The 22,092-nt window shown below is 57.5% G+C and carries 18 protein-coding genes; 4 read left to right on the top strand and 14 right to left on the bottom strand.

Annotation, left to right across the window (positions count from 1 at the left end; genetic code table 11):
* Nucleotides 1-41 precede the first annotated feature (41 nt).
* The 4 genes from L379_RS07145 to L379_RS07130 all read right to left on the bottom strand — a co-directional run bounded on the left by L379_RS07145 (nucleotide 42) and on the right by L379_RS07130 (nucleotide 5,731).
* Nucleotides 42-971, bottom strand: coding sequence for a substrate-binding domain-containing protein (locus L379_RS07145; RefSeq protein ID WP_032654457.1), 930 nt, complete (start codon nucleotides 969-971; stop codon nucleotides 42-44).
* Nucleotides 972-1,002: 31 nt separating this feature from the next.
* Nucleotides 1,003-1,989 carry an inositol 2-dehydrogenase gene (gene iolG, locus L379_RS07140; protein ID WP_032654459.1) on the bottom strand — a complete coding sequence of 329 codons (987 nt, stop codon included), beginning with the start codon at nucleotides 1,987-1,989 and terminating at the stop codon, nucleotides 1,003-1,005.
* A 299-nt stretch (nucleotides 1,990-2,288) separates the two neighbouring features.
* A complete protein-coding gene (iolD, locus tag L379_RS07135; protein WP_032654460.1) occupies nucleotides 2,289-4,214 on the bottom strand; it encodes a 3D-(3,5/4)-trihydroxycyclohexane-1,2-dione acylhydrolase (decyclizing) in 1,926 nt (641 codons plus the stop codon).
* Between the two features lie 11 nt (nucleotides 4,215-4,225).
* Nucleotides 4,226-5,731, bottom strand: coding sequence for a CoA-acylating methylmalonate-semialdehyde dehydrogenase (locus tag L379_RS07130; RefSeq protein ID WP_032654462.1), 1,506 nt, complete (start codon nucleotides 5,729-5,731; stop codon nucleotides 4,226-4,228).
* A gap of 291 nt (nucleotides 5,732-6,022) precedes the next feature.
* Here L379_RS07130 and L379_RS07125 point away from each other — a divergent pair, with 291 nt between their 5' ends.
* A complete protein-coding gene (locus L379_RS07125) occupies nucleotides 6,023-6,853 on the top strand; it encodes a MurR/RpiR family transcriptional regulator (protein ID WP_032654464.1) in 831 nt (276 codons plus the stop codon).
* 56 nt (nucleotides 6,854-6,909) lie between these two features.
* Here L379_RS07125 and guaA read toward each other — a convergent pair whose 3' ends face one another.
* Together guaA and guaB are read right to left on the bottom strand one after the other, a co-directional pair.
* Nucleotides 6,910-8,487, bottom strand: coding sequence for a glutamine-hydrolyzing GMP synthase (gene guaA, locus L379_RS07120; RefSeq protein ID WP_006811514.1), 1,578 nt, complete (start codon nucleotides 8,485-8,487; stop codon nucleotides 6,910-6,912).
* Nucleotides 8,488-8,554: 67 nt separating this feature from the next.
* Nucleotides 8,555-10,021 carry an IMP dehydrogenase gene (guaB, locus tag L379_RS07115; RefSeq protein ID WP_003860601.1) on the bottom strand — a complete coding sequence of 489 codons (1,467 nt, stop codon included), beginning with the start codon at nucleotides 10,019-10,021 and terminating at the stop codon, nucleotides 8,555-8,557.
* A 159-nt stretch (nucleotides 10,022-10,180) separates the two neighbouring features.
* On the opposite strand from guaB, the gene xseA reads away from it, so the two are divergent.
* From xseA to L379_RS07100, 3 genes are read left to right on the top strand one after another with little or no spacing between them, the layout of a single operon-like run.
* Nucleotides 10,181-11,554: an exodeoxyribonuclease VII large subunit gene (gene xseA / locus L379_RS07110; protein WP_032654466.1), complete on the top strand. Its 1,374-nt coding sequence runs from the start codon at nucleotides 10,181-10,183 to the stop codon at nucleotides 11,552-11,554.
* A gap of 58 nt (nucleotides 11,555-11,612) precedes the next feature.
* A complete protein-coding gene (locus L379_RS07105) occupies nucleotides 11,613-12,632 on the top strand; it encodes a M4 family metallopeptidase (protein ID WP_032654468.1) in 1,020 nt (339 codons plus the stop codon).
* Nucleotides 12,633-12,983: a protealysin inhibitor emfourin gene (locus L379_RS07100; protein ID WP_006811517.1), complete on the top strand. Its 351-nt coding sequence runs from the start codon at nucleotides 12,633-12,635 to the stop codon at nucleotides 12,981-12,983.
* Here the strand turns inward: L379_RS07100 and L379_RS07095 are convergent.
* The 8 genes from L379_RS07095 to ispG all read right to left on the bottom strand — a co-directional run bounded on the left by L379_RS07095 (nucleotide 12,980) and on the right by ispG (nucleotide 22,071).
* Nucleotides 12,980-13,201: a zinc ribbon domain-containing protein gene (locus L379_RS07095; RefSeq protein ID WP_015572176.1), complete on the bottom strand. Its 222-nt coding sequence runs from the start codon at nucleotides 13,199-13,201 to the stop codon at nucleotides 12,980-12,982. The two genes, L379_RS07100 and L379_RS07095, sit on opposite strands and share 4 nt — an antisense overlap.
* Nucleotides 13,202-13,251: 50 nt before the next feature.
* Nucleotides 13,252-14,286 carry a Gfo/Idh/MocA family oxidoreductase gene (locus tag L379_RS07090; protein WP_032102799.1) on the bottom strand — a complete coding sequence of 345 codons (1,035 nt, stop codon included), beginning with the start codon at nucleotides 14,284-14,286 and terminating at the stop codon, nucleotides 13,252-13,254.
* Nucleotides 14,287-14,347: 61 nt separating this feature from the next.
* Complete coding sequence (locus L379_RS07085; RefSeq protein WP_015572174.1) at nucleotides 14,348-15,889, bottom strand: peptide MFS transporter; 1,542 nt, start codon at nucleotides 15,887-15,889, stop codon at nucleotides 14,348-14,350.
* Nucleotides 15,890-16,188: 299 nt separating this feature from the next.
* On the bottom strand, nucleotides 16,189-17,661 hold the full coding sequence (gene der / locus L379_RS07080) for a ribosome biogenesis GTPase Der (protein ID WP_022648998.1): 1,473 nt from the start codon (nucleotides 17,659-17,661) through the stop codon (nucleotides 16,189-16,191).
* 112 nt (nucleotides 17,662-17,773) lie between these two features.
* Nucleotides 17,774-18,952 carry an outer membrane protein assembly factor BamB gene (bamB, locus tag L379_RS07075; RefSeq protein ID WP_017383525.1) on the bottom strand — a complete coding sequence of 393 codons (1,179 nt, stop codon included), beginning with the start codon at nucleotides 18,950-18,952 and terminating at the stop codon, nucleotides 17,774-17,776.
* Between the two features lie 10 nt (nucleotides 18,953-18,962).
* The gene (locus L379_RS07070; protein WP_032654470.1) at nucleotides 18,963-19,583 is read right to left on the bottom strand and encodes a YfgM family protein; all 621 of its coding nucleotides are present in this window, start codon (nucleotides 19,581-19,583) and stop codon (nucleotides 18,963-18,965) included.
* Between the two features lie 13 nt (nucleotides 19,584-19,596).
* Nucleotides 19,597-20,871, bottom strand: coding sequence for a histidine--tRNA ligase (hisS, locus tag L379_RS07065; RefSeq protein ID WP_017692928.1), 1,275 nt, complete (start codon nucleotides 20,869-20,871; stop codon nucleotides 19,597-19,599).
* An 81-nt stretch (nucleotides 20,872-20,952) separates the two neighbouring features.
* Entirely contained in the window at nucleotides 20,953-22,071 is a 1,119-nt protein-coding gene (gene ispG, locus L379_RS07060; RefSeq protein WP_017383528.1) for a flavodoxin-dependent (E)-4-hydroxy-3-methylbut-2-enyl-diphosphate synthase, read from the bottom strand.
* Between the last annotated feature and the right edge of the window lie 21 nt (nucleotides 22,072-22,092).

Consider the following 22,092-nt stretch of genomic DNA (forward strand, 5'->3'; position numbering starts at 1 on the left):
CTCCTCCTCATGTTGAGCCGCCAGAGGCGGCTCGGGACATATCAGTTACCGGCCTCACCGATACGCTCGGCCTGCTGTAGGTTCTCTTTGGTGATCAGCGTCGGCGGGTAGTCGGCTCCGGTGATGGCTTTCTTCTCGCGCACGTTGGCCACCAGCTGGCTCATCGCCGTCTGCACCGCAAAGCCCGGACGCTGATCAGCCGTCACCGCCAGCCAGCCGTCGCGCACGCGAGCCAGCGCTTCCGGTACCGCATCAAAGCCGGTGACCAGAATTTCTCCCGGCTTTACGCCCTGGCCTTGCAGCGCTTCAATAGCCCCCAGCGCCATATCGTCGTTGGCGGAGAGGATCACCTGCGGGCGTTTCGGCAGCGAAGGCAGAACGCTTTCCACAATGCGCATCCCTTCGGAACGCATCCAGTTGCCGGTCTGATCGGCGACGATCTTGTACTTATCCCCGCCCGCCTTCAGACTGTCGCGGATCCCTTTGGTGCGTTCGATATTGGAGGAAGAGCCCGGCTGACCGGTGAGGAGAATGATGTCCGCGCCGTTGGGGAATTTGGTTTTGACGAAATCGCCAATCGCCTGGCCGCCCTTATAGTTGTTGGCGCCGAAGTGCGGCACTTTCTTCTGGCTGTCGACGGAGCGGTCGAGCGTGACCACCGGCAGCTTCGCATCCTGAATTTCATCCACCGCGCTGGAGACCGCGTTTACGTCGTTCGGGGAGACGATAAAGCCCTGCGCCCCGCGGGTGATGGCGTTTTCCAGGTCAGCTACCTGTTTCGGTGAACTGCCCTGCCCGTCCAGCACCTGAAGCTTCACGCCCATCTCTTTTGCGGCTTTCACCGCCGTGCGCTGCATGTGAACTTCAAACGGCATGGCCAGGTTTGGCGTACTGAAAACTATTTGCTCGTTTTCGGCGAGGGCGGCCCCGGACGTCATGGCGATGAGGGCGGCTACGATCAGTTTTTTCATTATTATGTCTCTCTGTGTAGGGTTGTGGTGTTTAGAGGACGATCTCGCGCTGGCTACGCAGCGACTCCAGCGCTTTATCCGCAAGGTACAGCGCACGTTCACCATCATCGCCGCTGCAGTCAGGTACCGCTTCGCCACGCAGGACCGCAACAAAGTGTTCCCATTCCGCGGCGTAAGCGGATTTGTAGCGCTGCAGGAAGAAATGTTCCGGCAGCGCGCTGGTGCAGCCCTGTTTACCGTAGTGTTGCACCTGGTTTTCAAGGATGTTGCCCGCGCACAGCAGCCCTTCGGAGCCGTGCAACTCCAGGCGCTGGTCGTAGCCGTAAGATGAACGGCGGCTGTTAACGATGGTCGCCATCGCGCCGGAGGCGTATTTCAGAACGATAAACGCGGTATCGATATCCCCCGCCTCGCCAATCGCCGGATCCACCAGGTTGCTGCCCTGGGCATACACCGACACCGGCTCTTCGCCCATGATGAAGCGTGCCATGTCAAAATCGTGGATAGTCATATCGCGGAACATGCCGCCGGAGACGCGCACGTATTCCACAGGCGGCGGAGATGGATCGCGGGAGATAATCAGCAGCGATTCCGGCTTGCCGATGCACCCGGCCTGCACGTCGGTTTTAACGCGACGGAACTGCGGGTCAAAGCGGCGGTTAAAGCCGATAAACAGCGGCACATCGCACTCTTTGACCACTTTCAGGCAGTCGCGCACGCGGGCGAGGTCGAGGTGTACCGGCTTTTCACAAAAGATGGCTTTGCCGTGGCGGGCGGCCATTTCAATCAGGTCCGCGTGGGTATCAGTCGCGGAGGCGATCAGCACGGCGTGCACGTTAGGGTCGGTCATCGCATCAATCAAGCTCTGCTGGCGGGCCTGATACTGCGCGGCGAGACGGGTTGCAAATTCCTGATTCGGGTCAACCACGGACCAGAGCGTGGTCGCGCCGTGGCTGGCGATGTTAGCTGCATGAACCTGGCCAATTCGGCCAGCGCCCAGTAAAGCAATGTTAAACATAACGGCTCCCGGTGTTGGTGAATGCTGTGAACTAACGACCCTATAAATAAAACATTTATTTCATTTTTATAAATAGTGAAAATTATGTTTTTGAGTGTGAGTTAACACTTTTGAGATGAATGAGATAAATTTTGTTATCAATCTCACAACATGGAAGGACGTGCGGCAACTCCCCTCACCCCGGCCCTCTCCCCAAAGGGGCGAGGGAGAAAAGAGCGCACCAAACTATCCCCTCTCCCTTTGGGGAGAGGGTAGGGTAAGGGGAAAATGAAATGAAAATTTCGTTAAGGCGAAAAAACTTAATACTGCCGGGCTTTTTTCAGCTGCGCCTGCGTTTGCTCCGCGGCGTTGCGCACGGCAGACGACGCCGCCACCTGCGCGTCACCGGTACGCCACCACGACGCATAGTCATGGGTCATGGTCTTCGGCAGCACTTTAATGTCCAGCAGCGTCGGGCCAGGGTGCGCGCGTGACGCCTCAAGCGCCGCCAGCAGGCTTTGCTCATCGTTCACCCGCCACGCACGGCAGCCGTAGCTTTCCGCATTTTGCGCAAAATCGACCTTCACCAGCGGCCCGTCAAGCCGCCCGGTTTCCGGGTTGCGCCTGCGGTTTTCCGTGCCAAAACTGCCCATTCCGTGCCCCATCTGTAGGTTGTTAATGCAGCCAAAGCCGGCGTTATCAAATAACAGAATGGTGACTTTGATCCCCTCCTGTACGGCGGTTTGCAGCTCGGAATGGAGCATCATGTACGAACCATCCCCCACCATGGCATAAACCGGTAGCTGCGGTTTCGCGAGCTTCGCGCCAATAGCTGCCGCGATCTCATAGCCCATGCACGAGTAGCCGTACTCCAGATGATAACTGTCCGGCGCTTTGACCTGCCAGAGACGCTGTAAATCGCCCGGCAGCGAACCGGCCGCGCCCACCACGATGGCGTTATCCTCAATATGCTGGTTGATCAGCCCCAGCAACCGCGTCTGGGTCAGCCGGGTGTTGAGCGTCTCGCCGTATTCCGCCAGCTGCGCATCCAGGTGTCCAGCCACTTCGGGCGCGTCATCAGGACGCCACTGGCGATCCCACAGGCGGCAGCACTCGTCGCGCCAGGCGGACTTCGCCCCGGCAATCGCTTCTCCCCAGGCGCTGCGATACCCGGCGAGCGCGTGGGTCAAGCCTCTCAGCCCGGTTTGGGCATCGGCAATCAGCGCGGTGGCGTCCAGCTTCAGGGCATCAAACTCGGCCACGTTCAGCAGCAGAAACTCAACGTCCGGGTGGGAAAAGAGCGCCTTGGAGCCGGTGGTAAAGTCGGTAAGACGCGTGCCGATGCCAATCACTAAGTCAGCCTGTGGCGCAAGCTGGTTGGCGGCCATACCACCGGTTACCCCCACGCCGCCCAGGTTAAGTGGGTGGTCACTTACCAGCGCCCCCTTTCCGGCCTGGGTTTCGGCAAACGGCAGCCGCAGCGTCTCGACAAATTCGCGAAACGCTTCATGCGCGCCGGAATAGCGCACGCCGCCGCCGCAAACCACCAGCGGACGGCGCTTGCGGGCGATCAGCGCCCGCGCCTGCTCCAGGCGCTCCGGATCTGGCGGGCGGCGCTCGATGTGGTGCACGCGACGCGCGAAGAAGCTCAGCGGGTAGTCCCAGGCTTCTCCCTGCACGTCCTGCGGCAGGCAAATGGTCACCGCGCCGGTATCGGCGGGGTCAGTGAGCATTCGCATCGCGCTTAGCATCGCGCTCATCAGCTGTTCCGGCCGGTTGATGCGGTCCCAGTAGCGGGAGACCGGACGGAAGCAGTCATTAGTGCTGATGCTAAGATCGTGATACTGCTCGATCTGCTGCAGTACGGGGTCCGGCTGGCGGCTGGCGTAGATATCTCCCGGCAGTAGTAGCAGCGGGATGCGGTTCGCCGTCGCCGTTGCCGCTGCGGTAATCATATTGGCAGCGCCTGGCCCGACGGAGGAAGTGACGGCAAAAATGCGCTGACGGCGATGCTGTTTGGCGAACCCCGTCGCCATGTGGGCAATCCCCTGCTCGTTGCACCCCTGCATGATTTTCAGATGACCGGGATCCTGCTCCAGCGCCTGGCCGATACCGAGCACGTTGCCGTGACCAAAGATGGTGGCGACGCCCTCCACGAAGGGCGTTTCGTCACCATCAACGCTAACGTATTGCTGATTAAGGAATCTGACCAGGGCCTGGGCCATGGTCATACGTTCGGTTTGCATAACACCTCCTGTCAGCCCAGCGTCGGCATGGAGAACGCAGCGCCTGTCTCCTGCTGCATTTCCGGCCAGCGCGCGGTGATGGTTTTCATTCGGGTGTAGAAACGCACGCCGTCGTTACCATGGACGTTGAGCGCACCGAAGATGGAACGCTTCCAGCCACCGAAACTGTGAAATGCCATCGGCACCGGAATCGGCACGTTGACGCCCACCATGCCCGCCTGCACCTCCTCGCAGAAGCGGCGGGCGCAGCCGCCATCACGGGTGAAAATCGCCGTACCATTACCATATTCGTGGCGATTAATCAGGTCCACCGCGCTGCTGTAATCTGCTACGCGAACCACAGAAAGCACCGGGCCAAAAATTTCTTCTTTATAGATGGTCATCTCCGGGGTGACGGTATCGAACAGCGTCGGCCCGACGAAGTAGCCCTGCTCGTGGCCCTTCACGCTGAAGCCACGACCGTCCACGCGAAGTTTCGCTCCCTGCGCTTCCCCGCTGTCGATGTAGCCCAGCACCTTGCTGCGGTGCGCGGAGGAGATGAGCGGCCCCATTTCGTTTTCCGGCGACGGGTCCAGGCCCGGCCCGACGCGCAGCGCGGCAATCTGTTTTTCCAGCCGGGCGCAGAGGTCATCGGCGGTTTTATCCCCCACCGCCAGCACCACTGAGAGCGCCATGCAGCGTTCGCCCGCCGCGCCGTAGGCCGCGCCCATGATGGCGTTGGTCGCCATCTCCATGTCGGCATCCGGCATGAGAATGCAGTGGTTTTTCGCGCCGCCCAGCGCCTGACAGCGCTTACCGTGGGCGGACGCGGTCTGGTAAATGTATTCCGCAATCGGCGTAGAGCCAACAAAGCTCACCGCCTGCACGCGCGGATCGGTCAGTAGCACGTCAACGGACTCTTTGTCACCCTGCACCACGTTGAAGACGCCATCCGGCAGGCCGGCCTCTTTCAGGAGCTGCGCCAGCGCGAGCGCGAGAGAAGGATCTTTTTCCGAGGGTTTCAGCACGAAGGTATTCCCTGTCGCCAGCGCAATCGGGAACATCCACATCGGCACCATCGCCGGGAAGTTAAACGGTGTGATCCCAACGCAAACCCCGAGCGGCTGCATCAGCGAGTGGCTGTCGACGCCGGTGCCGACGTTCGCAGAGTGCTCACCCTTTTGCAAATGCGGAATGCCGCAGGCAAATTCCACCACTTCCAGGCCACGGGTCAATTCGCCCACCGCGTCGGAGAAGACCTTGCCGTGCTCTTCGCTGATGATGCGGGCCAGGCGCGTCATGTTCTCCTCCAGCAGCGACTTGAAGCGGAACATCACGCGCGCGCGCTTAAGCGGAGCCTGGCGCGCCCACGCAGGAAACGCCTGCTGCGCGGCGGCAATCGCCTGCCCGGTTTCCTGCGCCGTACTCATTACCACCTGGCGAATCTGCTCGCCCGTGGCTGGGTTGAAGATCGCCTGAACGCGCTGGCCTGAACCGGTGACACATTCGCCGTGAATAAAATTCGCTACCGTCTCCATCCTTAACCTCTCGCTGTTGATACGTGACTGTTGACTGAACACTGTGTACAAACACTATATATGAAACAAACGTTCCATTTTAAGTTGAAATAAAATAAATAATGATTATTGTGATCAAGGATGGATTTTTATGTTTACAGCCAGTAACACTGGCTCAGCGTGCGCTATTAAGAAATTTCGGGCGAGGAAATGACTGAAGTTTCTGTTTCATTTTTGCTGCCAGATGGATGGCCGACATTTAAAAGACGCGGTTTTGCGTTTAGAATCATGAGACTGTATTTGGGGGATAAGATGACGACAGCAACCAGCCTGAACGAACTGCAGCAGCAAATCCGCGAGCGATACGATAACCTGAGTAAGAGGTTGCAGCAGGTCTCCCGCTATGTACTGGATAACACCAACAGCGTGGCCTTTGATACGGTTGCCGTTATTGCCGAGCGCGCCGACGTGCCGCCCTCGACGCTGATCCGCTTCGCCAACGCCTTTGACTTCACCGGCTTTAATGAAATGAAACAGCTGTTTCGCATGAACCTGGTGGAAGAGACCGCCAGCTACAGCGACCGTGCGCGGCTGTTCCGTGAAATGGAGAGCGAGGCCGTGCCGGAGACGCCGCTCGATATTCTGCACGAGTTCGCCCGCTCGAACGCGCAGGCGCTCCAGCAGCTGGCCGCCCGCGCGGAACCGGAAATGCTGGAGCGCGCAGTGCAGCTGCTGGCTGACGCCGACACCATCTACATCGCCGGACTGCGCCGCTCCTTTAGCGTCGCGGCTTACCTGACCTATGCCCTGAGTCATCTGGAGTGCCGCCCTATTCTGCTCGACGGCATGGGCGGAATGCTGCGCGAACAGATCAGCCGCATTAAAGCGCGCGACATTGTGGTGTCGATCAGCTTCTCGCCGTACGCCGAAGAGACAGTGATGGTCAGTGAAACTGCCGCCAGCGTCGGCGCGCGGCAGATCGTGATTACGGACAGCCAGATAAGCCCCCTGGCGACGTTTAGCGATCTTTGCTTTGTGGTGAAAGAGGCGCAGGTGGATGCGTTTCGGTCTCAGTCGGCAACGCTGTGCCTGGTGCAGTCGCTGGTAGTGGCCCTGGCGTATAGGTTGGGTGAAGGGAAGTGAGGAAATAAAAAACCCCCTGCACAGGCAGAGGGTTTGGGTGTTAATTCAGGGGGAGATTATTCCCACTCAATCGTAGCAGGTGGCTTGCCGCTGATGTCATACACCACGCGGGAAATGCCGTTCACTTCGTTGATGATGCGGTTAGACACGCGGCCTAAGAAGTCATACGGCAGGTGCGCCCAGTGCGCGGTCATGAAGTCGATGGTTTCCACCGCACGCAGGGAAACAACCCAGTCGTACTTACGGCCATCGCCCATCACGCCGACCGAGCGAACCGGCAGGAACACGGTGAACGCCTGGCTCACTTTGTTGTACAGGTCAGCTTTGTGCAGCTCTTCGATGAAGATCGCGTCCGCGCGACGCAGCAGGTCGCAGTACTCTTTCTTCACTTCGCCCAGCACGCGCACGCCGAGACCCGGGCCCGGGAACGGGTGACGGTAGAGCATGTCGTACGGCAGACCCAGCTCCAGGCCGATCTTACGCACTTCGTCTTTGAACAGCTCACGCAGCGGTTCAACCAGGCCCATCTTCATCTCTTTCGGCAGGCCGCCCACGTTGTGGTGAGATTTGATGACGTGCGCTTTACCGGTGGCGGAGGCCGCAGACTCGATCACGTCAGGGTAGATGGTGCCCTGCGCCAGCCATTTCACATCTTCCAGCTTCAGCGCTTCTTCGTCGAACACTTCCACGAACACGCGACCGATGATTTTACGTTTCGCTTCCGGATCGTTCTCGCCTTTCAGCGCGTCCAGGAAGCGCTGCTCGCCTTCCACGTGAACGATGTTCAGACCGAAGTGGTCACCGAACATGTCCATTACCTGCTGGGCTTCGTTCAGACGCAGCAGACCATTGTCCACGAAGACGCAGGTCAGGTTTTTGCCGATGGCGCGGTGCAGCAGCATCGCGGTCACGGAGGAGTCCACACCGCCGGAGAGGCCGAGGATCACTTTGTCATCACCAACCTGCTGGCGGATACGCTCCACGGCATCGTCGATGATTTTTGCCGGGGTCCACAGGGCTTCACACTGGCAGATGTCACGCACGAAGCGCTCCAGCATGCGCATACCCTGACGGGTGTGGGTCACTTCCGGGTGGAACTGCACGCCGTAGAAGCGTTTTTCTTCGTTCGCCATGATGGCGAACGGGCAGCTTTCAGTGCTGGCAACGGTCACGAAGTCGGACGGGATAGCGGTGACTTTGTCGCCGTGGCTCATCCACACGTCCAGCAGCGGTTTGCCGTCTGCGGTCAGGGAGTCTTCGATACCGCGAACCAGCGCGCTGTCGGTGACGACTTCAACCTGTGCGTAGCCAAACTCACGCTCGTTAGAGCCTTCTACGTGGCCGCCCAGCTGCATCGCCATGGTCTGCATGCCGTAGCAAACGCCGAACACCGGTACGCCCGCTTCGAACACGTACTGCGGCGCACGCGGGCTGTTCTCTTCGGTGGTGCTTTCCGGGCCGCCGGACAGGATGATGCCGCTTGGATTGAACTCGCGAATCTGTGCTTCCGTGACATCCCACGCCCACAGCTCACAGTAAACGCCCAGCTCACGCACGCGGCGCGCCACCAGCTGAGTGTACTGAGAACCAAAGTCCAGGATGAGAATGCGATGTTTATGAATGTTTTCCGTCATTGACGCTAATTCCGAGGCAAGTGAAACAAAACAAAGCGCCCGGCATTGAGCCGGGCGCGGAAATTTATCAGGAGCCCAGACGGTAGTTCGGGGACTCTTTGGTGATCGTCACGTCGTGAACGTGGCTCTCCTGGATACCCGCACCGCTGATGCGTACGAATTCCGCTTTGGTACGCAGCAGGTCAATGGTACCACAGCCGGTCAGACCCATACAGGAGCGCAGGCCGCCCATCTGCTGGTGAATGATCTCTTTCAGGCGGCCTTTATACGCCACACGGCCTTCGATACCTTCCGGCACCAGTTTGTCTGCGGCGTTATCGGTCTGGAAGTAACGGTCAGAGGAACCTTTAGACATCGCGCCCAGGGAGCCCATACCGCGGTAGGATTTATAAGAACGCCCCTGGTAGAGTTCGATTTCACCCGGGGATTCTTCGGTACCGGCCAGCATGGAGCCCACCATCACGGCTGCGGCACCTGCGGCGATCGCTTTGGCGATGTCGCCAGAGAAACGGATACCGCCGTCCGCGATTACCGGAATACCGGTACCTTCCAGCGCTTCAACCGCGTCAGAAACCGCCGTGATCTGCGGCACGCCTACGCCGGTGACGATACGGGTGGTACAGATAGAGCCAGGACCGATACCCACTTTCACCGCGCTGCAACCCGCTTCCGCCAGCGCGCGAGCGCCTGCGCCGGTTGCCACGTTACCGCCGATGATCTGGAGATCCGGGTATTTAGCACGGGTTTCACGAATACGTTGCAGAACGCCTTCGGAGTGGCCGTGGGAGGAGTCAATCAGCAGCACGTCAACGCCCGCAGCAACCAGCGCGTCAACGCGCTCTTCGTTACCCGCACCTGCGCCAACCGCAGCGCCGACGCGCAGACGGCCATGCTCGTCTTTACAGGCGTTCGGTTTACGTTCTGCTTTCTGGAAATCTTTAACGGTGATCATGCCGCGCAGGTGGAAGTTCGCGTCCACAACCAGCGCTTTCTCAACGCGTTTTTCGTGCATTTTCGCCAGCACCACGTCGCGGGTTTCGCCTTCACGCACGGTCACCAGACGCTCTTTTGGCGTCATGTAGACGCTGACAGGCTGGTTCAGGTCAGTCACGAAACGCACGTCACGACCGGTAATGATACCCACCAGTTCGTTGTCTTCAGTGACTACCGGATAGCCTGCAAAGCCGTTACGCTCGGTCAGGGCTTTCACTTCGTGCAGCGTGGTGGTTGGCAGAACGGTCTGAGGATCGGACACGATACCGGATTCATGCTTCTTCACGCGGCGAACTTCTTCCGCCTGACGCTCGATAGACATGTTTTTGTGGATAAAGCCAATGCCGCCTTCCTGTGCCAGGGCGATAGCCAGACGCGCTTCAGTCACGGTGTCCATTGCTGCGGAGAGCATAGGAATGTTCAGACGAATGGTTTTCGTCAACTGCGTGCTGAGGTCGGCAGTATTCGGCAGAACGGTGGAGTGAGCGGGAACGAGGAGGACGTCGTCAAACGTCAGTGCTTCTTTAGCGATACGTAGCATGGGCAATATCTCTGACCTGGGTGGTTAAATATTGCCGTGGCATTATACAGAGCGTAACCGATTGCATCCACACTTTTTTGAAAAAAATGCTTGCGCTCACCTCTCAGCAGGTTACTATCGACTGAATAACTTGCTGATTTAGAATTTGATCCCGCTCACATGTTATCCTCTCAATCCCCCTCAATTTATACTGTCAGCCGCCTTAATCAGACGGTACGTTTGCTGCTTGAGCAGGAAATGGGACAGGTCTGGATCAGCGGTGAAATCTCTAACTTCACGCAGCCTGCTTCCGGTCACTGGTACTTTACGCTGAAAGACGACACCGCTCAGGTGCGCTGCGCGATGTTCCGCAACAGCAACCGTCGCGTGACGTTCCGTCCTCAGCATGGCCAGCAGGTTCTGGTTCGCGCCAACATTACCCTGTATGAGCCGCGCGGCGATTATCAGATTATCGTCGAGAGCATGCAGCCCGCGGGCGAAGGCTTGCTGCAACAGAAGTACGAGCAGCTCAAAGCCATGCTTTCGGCTGAGGGATTGTTCGACCAGCAGTTTAAAAAGCCCCTGCCCTCACCCGCTCACTGCGTTGGGGTCATTACCTCGAAAACCGGTGCGGCCCTGCACGATATTTTGCACGTCCTGAAGCGCCGTGACCCTTCCCTGCCCGTCATTATTTACCCAACTGCCGTTCAGGGTGACGATGCGCCGGGGCAGATCGTGCGCGCGATTGAACTGGCAAATGCCCGTCAGGAGTGTGATGTATTAATCGTTGGGCGCGGCGGCGGCTCGCTGGAAGACCTTTGGAGCTTTAACGACGAGCGCGTGGCGCGGGCAATCTTTGCCAGCCTTATCCCGGTGGTAAGCGCCGTCGGCCACGAAACGGATGTAACGATTGCGGATTTTGTCGCGGATTTACGCGCGCCCACGCCGTCCGCGGCGGCAGAGGTAGTCAGCCGTAACCAGCTGGAGCTGCTGCGTCAGATCCAGAACGGGCAGCAGCGCCTGGAGATGGCGATGGACTACTTCCTCGCCAACCGTACCCGCCGCTTTACCCAGCTTCACCATCGTCTGCAACAGCAGCATCCGCAATTGCGTCTGGCGCGTCAGCAAACCGTGCTGGAACGTCTGCGTCAGCGGATGAACTTCGCGCTGGATAACCAGCTTAAGCGGGCGGTATCTCGCCAGCAGCGCGTCACGCAGCGTCTGAACCAGCAAAACCCGCAGCCGAAGATTTATCGCGCACAAACGCGTATCCAGCAGCTTGAGTTCCGCCTCGCGGAAAATATCCGCTCACGCCTGAGCACCACGCGCGAGCGTTTCGGCAATGCGGTCACCCATCTGGAAGCCGTCAGCCCGCTCTCCACGCTGGCTCGCGGCTATAGTGTGACCACCGCGACGGACGGCAAAGTGCTGAAACAAACGAAACAGGTTAAAGCCGGGGATGTGCTCACCACCCGGCTTTCTGACGGCTGGGTCGAGAGTGAGGTGAAAGAGATCAAACCGGTGAAAAAAACGCGCCAGCGTAAAAGCGGATAAATCTTCGCCGGTTACAAACTATACTGCTGCTATTGCCTTTTTTAATAAGGAGAGCAGCATGCCCCATTTTCATAGCGTCATCCCTCCGTATATTCTTCGCCGTATTATCGAAAGCGGTTCTGAGCCGCAGCAGCGCTGCGCCCGTCAGACCTTAACCCACGTCCAGACGCTGATGGCCCATATGCCGGGCAAACCCGCCGCCCCGCATGTTAATAAAGCCGGTCAGCTTGAGCGTGACATCTACGATGCGAAACAGACCCAGGAGCTGCCGGGTACCCAGGTGCGCTATGAAGGCCAGCCCTCCAACGGCGATGTGGCGGTGGATGAAGCGTACGATTATCTGGGTATCACCCATGATTTCTTCTGGAAAGAATATCAGCGCGATTCACTCGATAACAAAGGACTGATCCTCACCGGCACCGTGCATTATGGTCGGGAATATCAGAACGCCTTCTGGAACGGCCAGCAGATGGTCTTTGGCGACGGTGACGGAGAAATCTTCAACCGCTTCACCATTGCCATCGACGTGGTGGCGCATGAGCTGAGCCACGGCGTGACCGAGACCGAAGCCGGGCTGATTTATTTTGAACAGTCGGGCGCGCTGAACGAGTCGTTATCCGACGTGTTTGGCTCGCTGGTGAAGCAGTATCATCTGAAGCAAACCGCCGATAAAGCAGACTGGCTGATTGGTGAAGGGCTGCTGGCAGCGGGGATTAACGGCAAAGGGCTACGTTCCATGTCTGAACCCGGTACCGCCTACGACGATCCGCTGCTCGGCAAAGACCCGCAGCCCGCGCACATGAAAGATTTCATCAAAACGCGCGAGGATAACGGCGGCGTGCATCTTAACTCCGGCATCCCCAACCGCGCGTTTTACCTGGCCGCAACGGCGATCGGTGGCTACGCCTGGGAAAAAGCGGGTTATGCCTGGTACGACACGGTTTGCGATCGCAACCTAGCGCAGGATGCGGATTTTGACGCTTTCGCAAAACTGACGATCGCGCACGGCGAGAAACGCTCCGGTAGCGACGTTGGGGCGGCTATAAAACAAGCCTGGGAACAGGTAGGAGTGCTGTAAATGCAGGTTCCGGAACTGACGGATGACGCCGTGGTTGAGCTGGCCCGGGAAGGCGGCGTCGCCTTTATCCCTAAACTGAGCGGCCAGCGCACCATTGCGCTCTCCTCGCTTAATGAGGCCCAGCGCCAGCGCCTGGTGAGCATTCTTGAGCAGGCTTTCCCGCGCGGCCAGCCGCCCGGGCAAGCCTCTTCCCCCGGCAGCGGTGACCAGCGCTATTTCCGCATCCAGATTATCTGGACCGGCCAAAATCAGGCGCACTACGCCGATATCATAGTGCTGGTACCCGAGCAGGAAGCACCCGAGTCGCTGGTGGAACTGTGGCAGAAAGGTGAAGGCTGCGTGTGCGATTAACCTTCGGCCCGAACAAACTCCACGCGTTTTTTAGAGATAAGACCGTGGCCGTTCTGGCAAAAATAGTCCACCGCACCGCAGGCTTTTAGTACCTGGAGTGGCTGATGACACTCCGGGCAGCGGGCTTCGAGCGCGATATCTTTATTACAACTTTCGCAGTGCGCTACCCCGTTCAGGGGCTCCAGCGGTGTCTGGCAATCCGGGCAGGTAATCGTCATGGTGACTCCTTCAAAGCGTTCAGGTCTGCGATAATTTTACCACGTCGCGTTCAGTGCGGGCCACGCAACTGTTGCTGTAAGGTCAGCAGCAGCGTCACCTCCTCGACCCTGCGGCGCGTCGTGCGGCTCACCTGGTGCGGATCCCGTTCAAAGAGACTTTTTGCCCCCAGAATATGCTCCGCAAGGCAATGCTCGTAGATCGTACCGGGAATATGCCAGCGCTGAATTTCTTTACCCTTAATCAGCTCCAGCACATCTTCTGCGCCGCGTCGGTCGTGGCTGACGATACGCCCGTCGCGCAAATGGAAGCGTAATCCCTTTTGCCCGCCCGCAGGTCCCGCGTATTTGTTAAGCCAGATGTCCACCGGCACGCCGCTGATGCTTCCCTGCAAATGCGCCTCGCCTTCCGCCGTGGTCAGATCGCCCGTTGCGATTTCGCGGCCCAGGCGGTCTTTTGCTGTCACCACCTGCAACGTCATATCGTCACTGCCGCCCAGGTAAAGCACCGTTTCACGCAGCATCGCCAGCACGTGCGTACCGATATCCAGAATCACACCATCTGGATGGCGAAGCGTTCGCGCGTCTGGCTCGCCGGTGGCGAAGTTGAGCGCAATGGGCTCTCCTTCGGCGTTATACCCGCTTGGCTCCTGCAAAAAACCTTCGATTTTGACGATGTCAGAAACATGAGCGACCAGTGATTGCTTTACGCTATCGAGACGCGCCATCCAGTGATCGAGCGCCAGCACGCGGTCGGCGGCTCCCGGTTGAGCCAGCAGCGCTTTCAGTTTTTCAATTTGGGGCAGCGTGGCGACAATCGGTTTTTCTACCACAATACGCGACGCGGGTGAGGCCAGCGCCTGCTCAAGCACCTCGAGATGGTACAGGGAGGAAGTGGTGATAAACAGGGTATCCAGCGGGTGGGAAAGAAGTTCACCGAGCGACGCGCAACGTGTGACCCCTTCAGGCTGCTTCTCGGGATGAATATCAAAACCTAAACAGCGCGGAGTATCAGGAAAAAGATTTCGTATTGCCGGTAAGTAAGCCGTTTCAACCACAGCACCAAGCCCAACAAACCCTAACAGCATGTTCTTACCTCGTTAAGTCAATTGCCGGGGCATAACGCCACCCCGGCAAGGTCGAGGTTTATCAGGCGTTAGCGGCCGGTTTAGTCTGCGCATTTTCCAGCATGCGGCGCACCGGAACAATGAGGACGATCAGCACCGCAGCACAAATCAGCAGCGCAATGGAGCAACGGGCAAAGAGGTCTGGCAGCATATCCAGCTGGTCGGCCTTCACGTGACCACCAATCAGCCCCGCAGCCAGGTTACCCAGCGCACTGGCGCAGAACCACAGGCCCATCATCTGGCCGCGCATTCTCTCCGGCGCCAGCAGGGTCATGGTCGCCAGACCAATCGGACTCAGGCACAGTTCCCCGAGCGTCAGCATCAGGATACTGCCCACCAGCCAGAACGGAGAAACCCCTGCCCCACCGTTGCTCAGCACGTTCTGCGCCGCCAGCATCATCAGGCCAAAGCCCGCCGCCGCGCACAGAATGCCGATCACGAACTTGGTGATGCTGCTCGGACGAATGTTTTTGCTCGCCAGCTTCGGCCATGCCCAGCTAAATACCGGGGCCAGCAGAATGATGAACAGGGCATTGATCGACTGGAACCACACCGCCGGGATCTCAAAATCACCGATCATGCGGTTAGTGTAGTCGTTGGCGAACAGGTTGAAGGAGGTTGGCTTCTGCTCGAACGCGGACCAGAAGAACGCGGCGGAGACCAGCAGAATAAAGCACACCAGCAGCCTTGCGCGCTCTTTGCGATTCAGCCCGGCGAAGATGAACAGATAGATGAAGTAGAGCGCGACGGAGGCGGCAATCACATACACCAACACGCTGGCGACCGCGACCGGATTAATCACAATCACGCCCTGGGCAATCAACGTTACGATGATTGCAACACCCACAGCCAGCGCCAGCAGCCAGGCACCCACGCCGTTACGTTTCACTACCGGACTGTTCCAGGTGGAGTCCAGACCGACTTCACTGTCGTAGCGCTTCATGGCCGGAACGGCAAACACGCGGAAGATAATCAGGGCGACCAGCATCCCGATACCACCGATACCAAAGCCCCAGTGCCAGCCGTGGGTTTTAATCAGCCAGCCGGAAATCAGAGGGGCAATGAACGAGCCCATGTTGATGCCCATATAGAACAGCGAGAAACCGCCGTCACGACGCGCATCGCCTTTTTTATACAGGGTGCCGACCATGACCGAGATACAGGTCTTGAACAGGCCGGAGCCGAGCACGATAAACATCAGGCCGATGAAGAACAGGTTGTCGCCCATGATGGCCGACAGGGCGATCGACAGGTGCCCGAGCGCAATCAAAATCGAACCGTACCAGACAGCCCGCTGCTGGCCGAGCCAGTTATCCGCCAGCCAGCCGCCCGGCAGCGCAGCGAGGTACATGGTGCCGGCAAAGATGCCGACAATCGCCGAGGCGTTTTCACGCGCCAGGCCCATCCCGCCGTCATAGACGGTGGCGGCCATAAACAGAATCAGTAGCGGGCGAATACCGTAAAACGAAAAACGCTCCCACATCTCGGTGAAGAACAGCGAACCGAGCGGATAAGGATGGCCGAAGAAGGTTCGGCTCTCTTTTTGATTAACAGAGGATTGCATAATTCTCCCGAAAAGGTATGTGTCGTGCTTGTAAACACCAGCATGTACGCCGAACGGTTACGTATCCGATCGATTTTTTACATGCGGCGAAATGTTGGTTAACCATTTGATAACCAGGCGCTAGTTTTGTCTAGTACCGAACCCTGGACTTTAAGACGAAAATTCGATGATTGTCTACTTTCTTAGATATAAACATGGTTAAAAGCGAATAGTGATTGACATCACACAGGGAAGGCAGGCCTTTTGAATGGGCGAAAAAAACCCGCGACAGGCGCGGGTTTTAGTGAGTTCGGTAAGAATTATTTGCTTTTCTTAATGTGCTTAATCAAACGCTTACGCTTACGCATCTGGTTCGGCGTCAGGGTGTTGCGTTTATTCGCAAACGGGTTCTCCCCTTCCTTGAACTGAATACGGATAGGCGTACCCATCACGTCCAGCGACTTGCGGAAGTAGTTCATCAGGTAGCGTTTGTAGGAGTCCGGCAGATCCTTCACCTGGTTACCGTGGATCACCACGATAGGCGGGTTATACCCCCCGGCGTGAGCATATTTCAGCTTCACGCGACGACCACGCACCAGCGGCGGTTGGTGGTCTTCAGCAGCCATGTTCATGATACGGGTCAGCATCGCCGTGCTCTGACGGCGGGTAGAGCTGTCATAGGCTTCACGAACGGATTCGAACAGGTTGCCAACACCACTCCCGTGCAGGGCAGAGATGAAGTGAACGCGGGCAAAGTCGATAAAGCCCAGACGGAAGTCCAGCGTCTCTTTCACCTGCTCGCGCACTTCATTGCTCAAACCGTCCCACTTGTTGACGACGATAACCAGCGAGCGCCCACTATTGAGGATAAAGCCGAGCAGAGAGAGATCCTGATCGGAGATACCTTCACGTGCGTCGATGACCAGCAGCACCACGTTGGCGTCTTCAATCGCCTGAAGGGTTTTGATCACCGAGAATTTTTCCACCACATCGGTGATTTTCCCACGCTTACGCACCCCTGCGGTGTCGATAAGTACGTACTCACGTTCATCGCGCTGCATTGGAATGTAAATGCTGTCACGCGTTGTGCCTGGCATGTCGTAAACCACCACGCGCTCTTCACCGAGAATACGGTTAGTAAGCGTAGACTTACCTACGTTTGGGCGACCCACGATAGCCAGCTTGATAGGCAGATCCTGCGGGTTGAAGTCGTCTTCCGGCTCTTCCTCGCCTTCCTCTCCGGCTTCAAACTGCGCCCAGTATTCAGCGTCCTCGTCCACCTCTTCCGGCGGGTTCACTTCATCCACCCACGGCAGCAGAACGGTTTCCAGCAGGCTGGTAACGCCACGACCATGCGAGGCCGCGATAGGATAAATATCGCCCAGGCCTAAAGACCAGAAATCCGCAACAGCCTGATCGGCATCGATGCCGTCAGTTTTGTTCGCCACCAGGAAGGTTGGCTTTTCGCGTGAACGCAGATGTTTAGCGATAGCAGAATCCGCGGGCATCAGGCCAGCGCGAGCATCCACCATAAACAGAACCACATCCGCTTCTTCGATAGCCAGCAGAGATTGCTCTGCCATGCGGGTTTCTACGCCGTCTTCCGTACCGTCAATACCCCCGGTATCGATACAGATGAACTCGCGTCCTTCCACCTCTGCACGACCGTACTTACGGTCACGCGTCAGCCCCGGGAAATCCGCAACCAGCGCATCACGGGTGCGTGTTAAACGGTTAAAAAGAGTGGATTTTCCAACGTTAGGGCGCCCGACAAGCGCGACCACAGGTACCATGTTTGAAGCCTCATAAAATTCAAAATAACGTCGCTTTCGCAGCGTTTTTAAAAATGTCAAAACGGCTCCTGAGTGAACAGGAGCCGTTTAGTATACTACAACCGCCGTGTAATTAACGCGTGATCGCGTACAGCGTGCCGTCTTTTGCCTGAATCAGCAGTTTGCCGTCAGCCACAACGGGCTCTGTCAGGAAGCCTGAGCTATCCACTTTCTGCTGTGCCACGAAGCGACCATTCTCTGGATCGATCCAGTGCATATAGCCTTCGCTGTCGCCCACCACCAGGCTGCCGTTATACAGTGCCGGTGCGGTCAGCAGACGGTGCAGCAGATCGCTCTGCGTCCACAGCGTCACGCCACCTTCGGTGCTCAGCGCCAGCAGACGGTCGTTCTGATCCACCATATAAATACGGTTGCCGTCGACGATGAAATCGTTCACGGAACCCAGCTCACGTTTCCACATGATCTGGCCGCTACGCAGGTCCAGCGCCGTCAGGTTGCCGTTGTATGCCAGCGCGTAAACCACACCGTCGACGATAACTGGCGTGGTGTCCACGTCACTCAGACGGTCAATTTCAGTTGAACCGGTCGCCTGGGAAATACGCTGCTGCCAGATCATCTGGCCCTGCTGCATCAGTACCGCGCTGACACGGCCGTTGTCACCGCCCACAATGGCGGCGCCAAAGGCGGTCGCCGGAGCAGATTCACCACGCAGAGACAGCGCTGGCATATCCAGGTTAACCGTCCATTTTACCAGACCATCGGCTTCGTTCAGCGCCTGCAACTGGCCGTTGCTGGTATGGATCAGCACCAGGCCGTCGCTGACAACCGGACGCGACAAGGATTCACCGGCAACGGTGGTCTGCCATGCAACCGAACCGTCGCTGGCATTCAGCGCGTAAACCTGCGCTTTTTCGCTGCCCACATACACATGACCGCCGGCAACGGTCAGGCCGCCAGAAAGCAGTGCAGGTTTACGGGAGAACCAGCCGTCTTTTTCCGCCAGGTTAATGGACCACACTTCTTTTCCGTCATCAGCGTTCAGCGCTTTAACGGTGCCTTTGCGATCGGCCGCATAGACAACGCCGTCAGCAAATGCCGGGTGCAGGTTGGAATAAAAATCGCCAATACCATCTCCCACAGAGGTGTCCCAGGCGGTGGATGGGGTGAACTGGTTTTCAACCGTCGGCAGCGGGGACATTTTAACAACGTCTTCTTCGCCACTGAACAGTGAACAACCACTCAATAACGTAACAGAAAGCAGTCCTGGCAGAAGTAATTTACGCAATTGCATTGGGTCCCTCTCAGACGGACAAATTATTTATTTTCATCTGCATCATTTCGCTCAGCGCAGGTGAAGCTTTACTATCCACGCCAGCTTGCCACGCTTTACGCGCGCCCGCTTTATCACCTTTACTCAGCAGTGCTTCACCGCGAAGATCGGCAACAATAGCGGCAAAGCCTTCGCCTTTGATGGTATCAAGCGTTTTCAGCGCGTCGTCGGCTTTTTTCTGCTGAACCTGGATACGCGCCAGACGCAGATTGATCACCGCTTTCAGATTTTCGTCACTGGCAGCAGCAAGCCCCTGAGACAGTTGCGCAGCGGCTTTGTCCAGTTCGTTTTTATCAACATACTGCTGAGCCACTTCCAGCGCAGCCAGCGCGCCGTAGGTGTTTTTGTTGTCAGCGGCAAATTTCTCCGCAGCCGACAACGTTTGCGGCTGATCGGCACGGATTGCGCTAACGGTATTTTCGTAGTTCAGGGACGAACCGCGAGCAGAGTCAGCCTGATGATTGTTCCAGTAACGCCAGCCTACCAGCGCACCAACACCTAAAATAACCCCTACAACCAGTGCCTTGCCGTTTTCAGCAAAGAAGCGCTTAACCGCATCAACCTGGTCGTGTTCGTTCTCGTAAATTTCCACGCAGTCCTTCTCCTTAGCCCAATAGAGTGCGCAAGTGCGCCGCAACGCCATCCTGCGTTACCGTAGTTTGCTCACCAGAGCGCAGGTCTTTGACTACCACTTCGCCGTTGGCCACTTCGGACTCACCCAGCACCAGTGCGATACTTGCGCCCCACTTATCGGCACGAGCAAACTGTTTTTTAAAGTTGCCGCCGCCGTGGTTGGTCATCAGCTTAACGCCCGGCAGCGCATCGCGCACGCGTTCGGCAAGCTGCATCGCCGCAGACTGCGTATCCGCACCTGAGGCCACCAGGTATATATCGACAACAGGATCGGCTTTAAATTCCGGATTAACTGCCTGAACCAGCAAAACAAGTCGCTCAAGGCCCATCGCGAAGCCTACTGCCGGTGCTGCGCGACCACCCAGTTGCTCGACCAGACCGTCATAACGACCACCGGCACAGACGGTGCCCTGCGAACCGAGGCTGGTGGTGACCCACTCAAATACGGTGCGGTTGTAGTAGTCCAGACCGCGCACCAGACGCTGGTTAACGGTATAAGCAATGCCCGCCGCTTCAAGCAGCTTGCACAGGCCAGCAAAGTGTTCGCGGGAATCCTCATCCAGGTAGTCACCCAGCGCTGGCGCATCGTTCAGCAGCGCCTGTACGTCAGGATTTTTGGAATCGAGTACGCGCAGCGGGTTGCTGTACATACGACGCTTACAGTCTTCGTCGAGCTTCTCTTTGTGCTGTTCCAGGAACGCCACCAGCGCATCGCGATAGTTCGCACGCGCTTCCAGAGAACCGATAGAGTTCAGCTCCAGGGATACGTGCTGAGAAATACCGAGCGCACGCCACCAGCGGGCAGTCAGCATAATCAGTTCGGCATCGATATCTGGCCCTTGCAGACCAAACACTTCCACGCCAAGCTGGTTGAACTGACGGTAGCGGCCTTTTTGCGGACGTTCGTGGCGGAACATCGGGCCGATATACCACAGGCGCTGCTCCTGATTGTACAGGAGACCATGTTCGATGCCGGCGCGTACGCAACCCGCCGTCCCCTCAGGACGCAGGGTCAGGCTGTCGCCGTTGCGGTCCTCAAAGGTATACATCTCTTTTTCAACCACGTCGGTCACTTCGCCGATCGCGCGTTTGAATAACGGGGTCTGCTCTACAATCGGCAAACGAATTTCGCTGTAACCGTAGCTGCCGAGCACCTGCTTCAGTGTGCCTTCAATGCGCTGCCAGATGGCGGTTTCGCCAGGCAGATAATCGTTCATGCCGCGGATGGCTTGAATGTTTTTTGCCACGTTTATTCTCTTTCTATATACAAAAAAGAACCCAAAGAATGGGTTCAATCATACATGGGAAGCAGCCTGCTTCCCATCACGTTATTTTTCAACCTGCTGAACGCTGATGCGCTTCGCTTCGTCCATCATCGTCGCTTTCGCGCGAATCCGGGCTTCGAGCTGGTCGATCATATCACTATTATCCAGACGATCTTTACGAACGCCATCTTCATAGAGACCACTTTTCTTGTTACCGCCGGTCACGCCCAGCGTGGACACCAGCGCTTCACCCGGACCGTTCACCACGCAGCCGATGATGGAAACGTCCATCGGGGTAATGATGTCTTCCAGGCGCTGCTCCAGAGCATTCACGGTGCCGATCACGTCAAACTCCTGACGTGAACAGGTTGGGCAGGCAATGAAGTTGATCCCACGCGCGCGGATACGCAGTGATTTCAGGATGTCGAAACCGACTTTGATCTCTTCCACCGGATCGGCGGCCAGGGAGACGCGTAACGTGTCGCCGATGCCTTCAGAGAGCAGCAGGCCGAGACCAATCGCCGATTTTACCGAACCGCTGCGCAGACCGCCCGCCTCGGTGATCCCAAGGTGGAGCGGCTGATCGATCTGTTTTGCCAGCAGACGATACGATTCAACGGCCAGGAAGACGTCAGACGCTTTCACGCTCACTTTAAACTGATCGAAGTTAAGGCGATCCAGATGATCGACGTGACGCATTGCGGATTCGAGCAGCGCCTGCGGCGTCGGCTCACCGTACTTTTCCTGGAGATCTTTTTCCAGAGAGCCAGCGTTCACGCCGATACGGATTGGAATGTTTTTATCGCGGGCGCAGTCAACCACCATGCGAATGCGCTCTTCGTTGCCGATGTTGCCTGGGTTAATACGCAGGCAATCGACACCATATTCAGCGACTTTCAGCGCGATACGGTAATCGAAGTGAATATCGGCAACCAGCGGAACGCTCACCTGCTGCTTGATCAGTTTGAACGCCTCGGCGGCATCCATGGTCGGTACAGAGACGCGAACAATGTCCGCGCCTACGCGTTCTAATGCTTTGATTTGATTGACCGTCGCTTCTACATCCGTAGTACGCGTATTGGTCATCGACTGGACGGCGATAGGCGCCCCATCGCCGACTGGCACGTTCCCAACGTAAATCCGTTTCGATTTTCTACGTTGAATAGGAGCCTGGTTATGCATGTAAAATCTCCCGCATTGCCC

It is taken from the genome of Enterobacter sp. MGH 33 (assembly GCF_000534535.1).
GTDB classification, from domain to species: Bacteria; Pseudomonadota; Gammaproteobacteria; order Enterobacterales; family Enterobacteriaceae; genus Enterobacter; species Enterobacter hormaechei_C.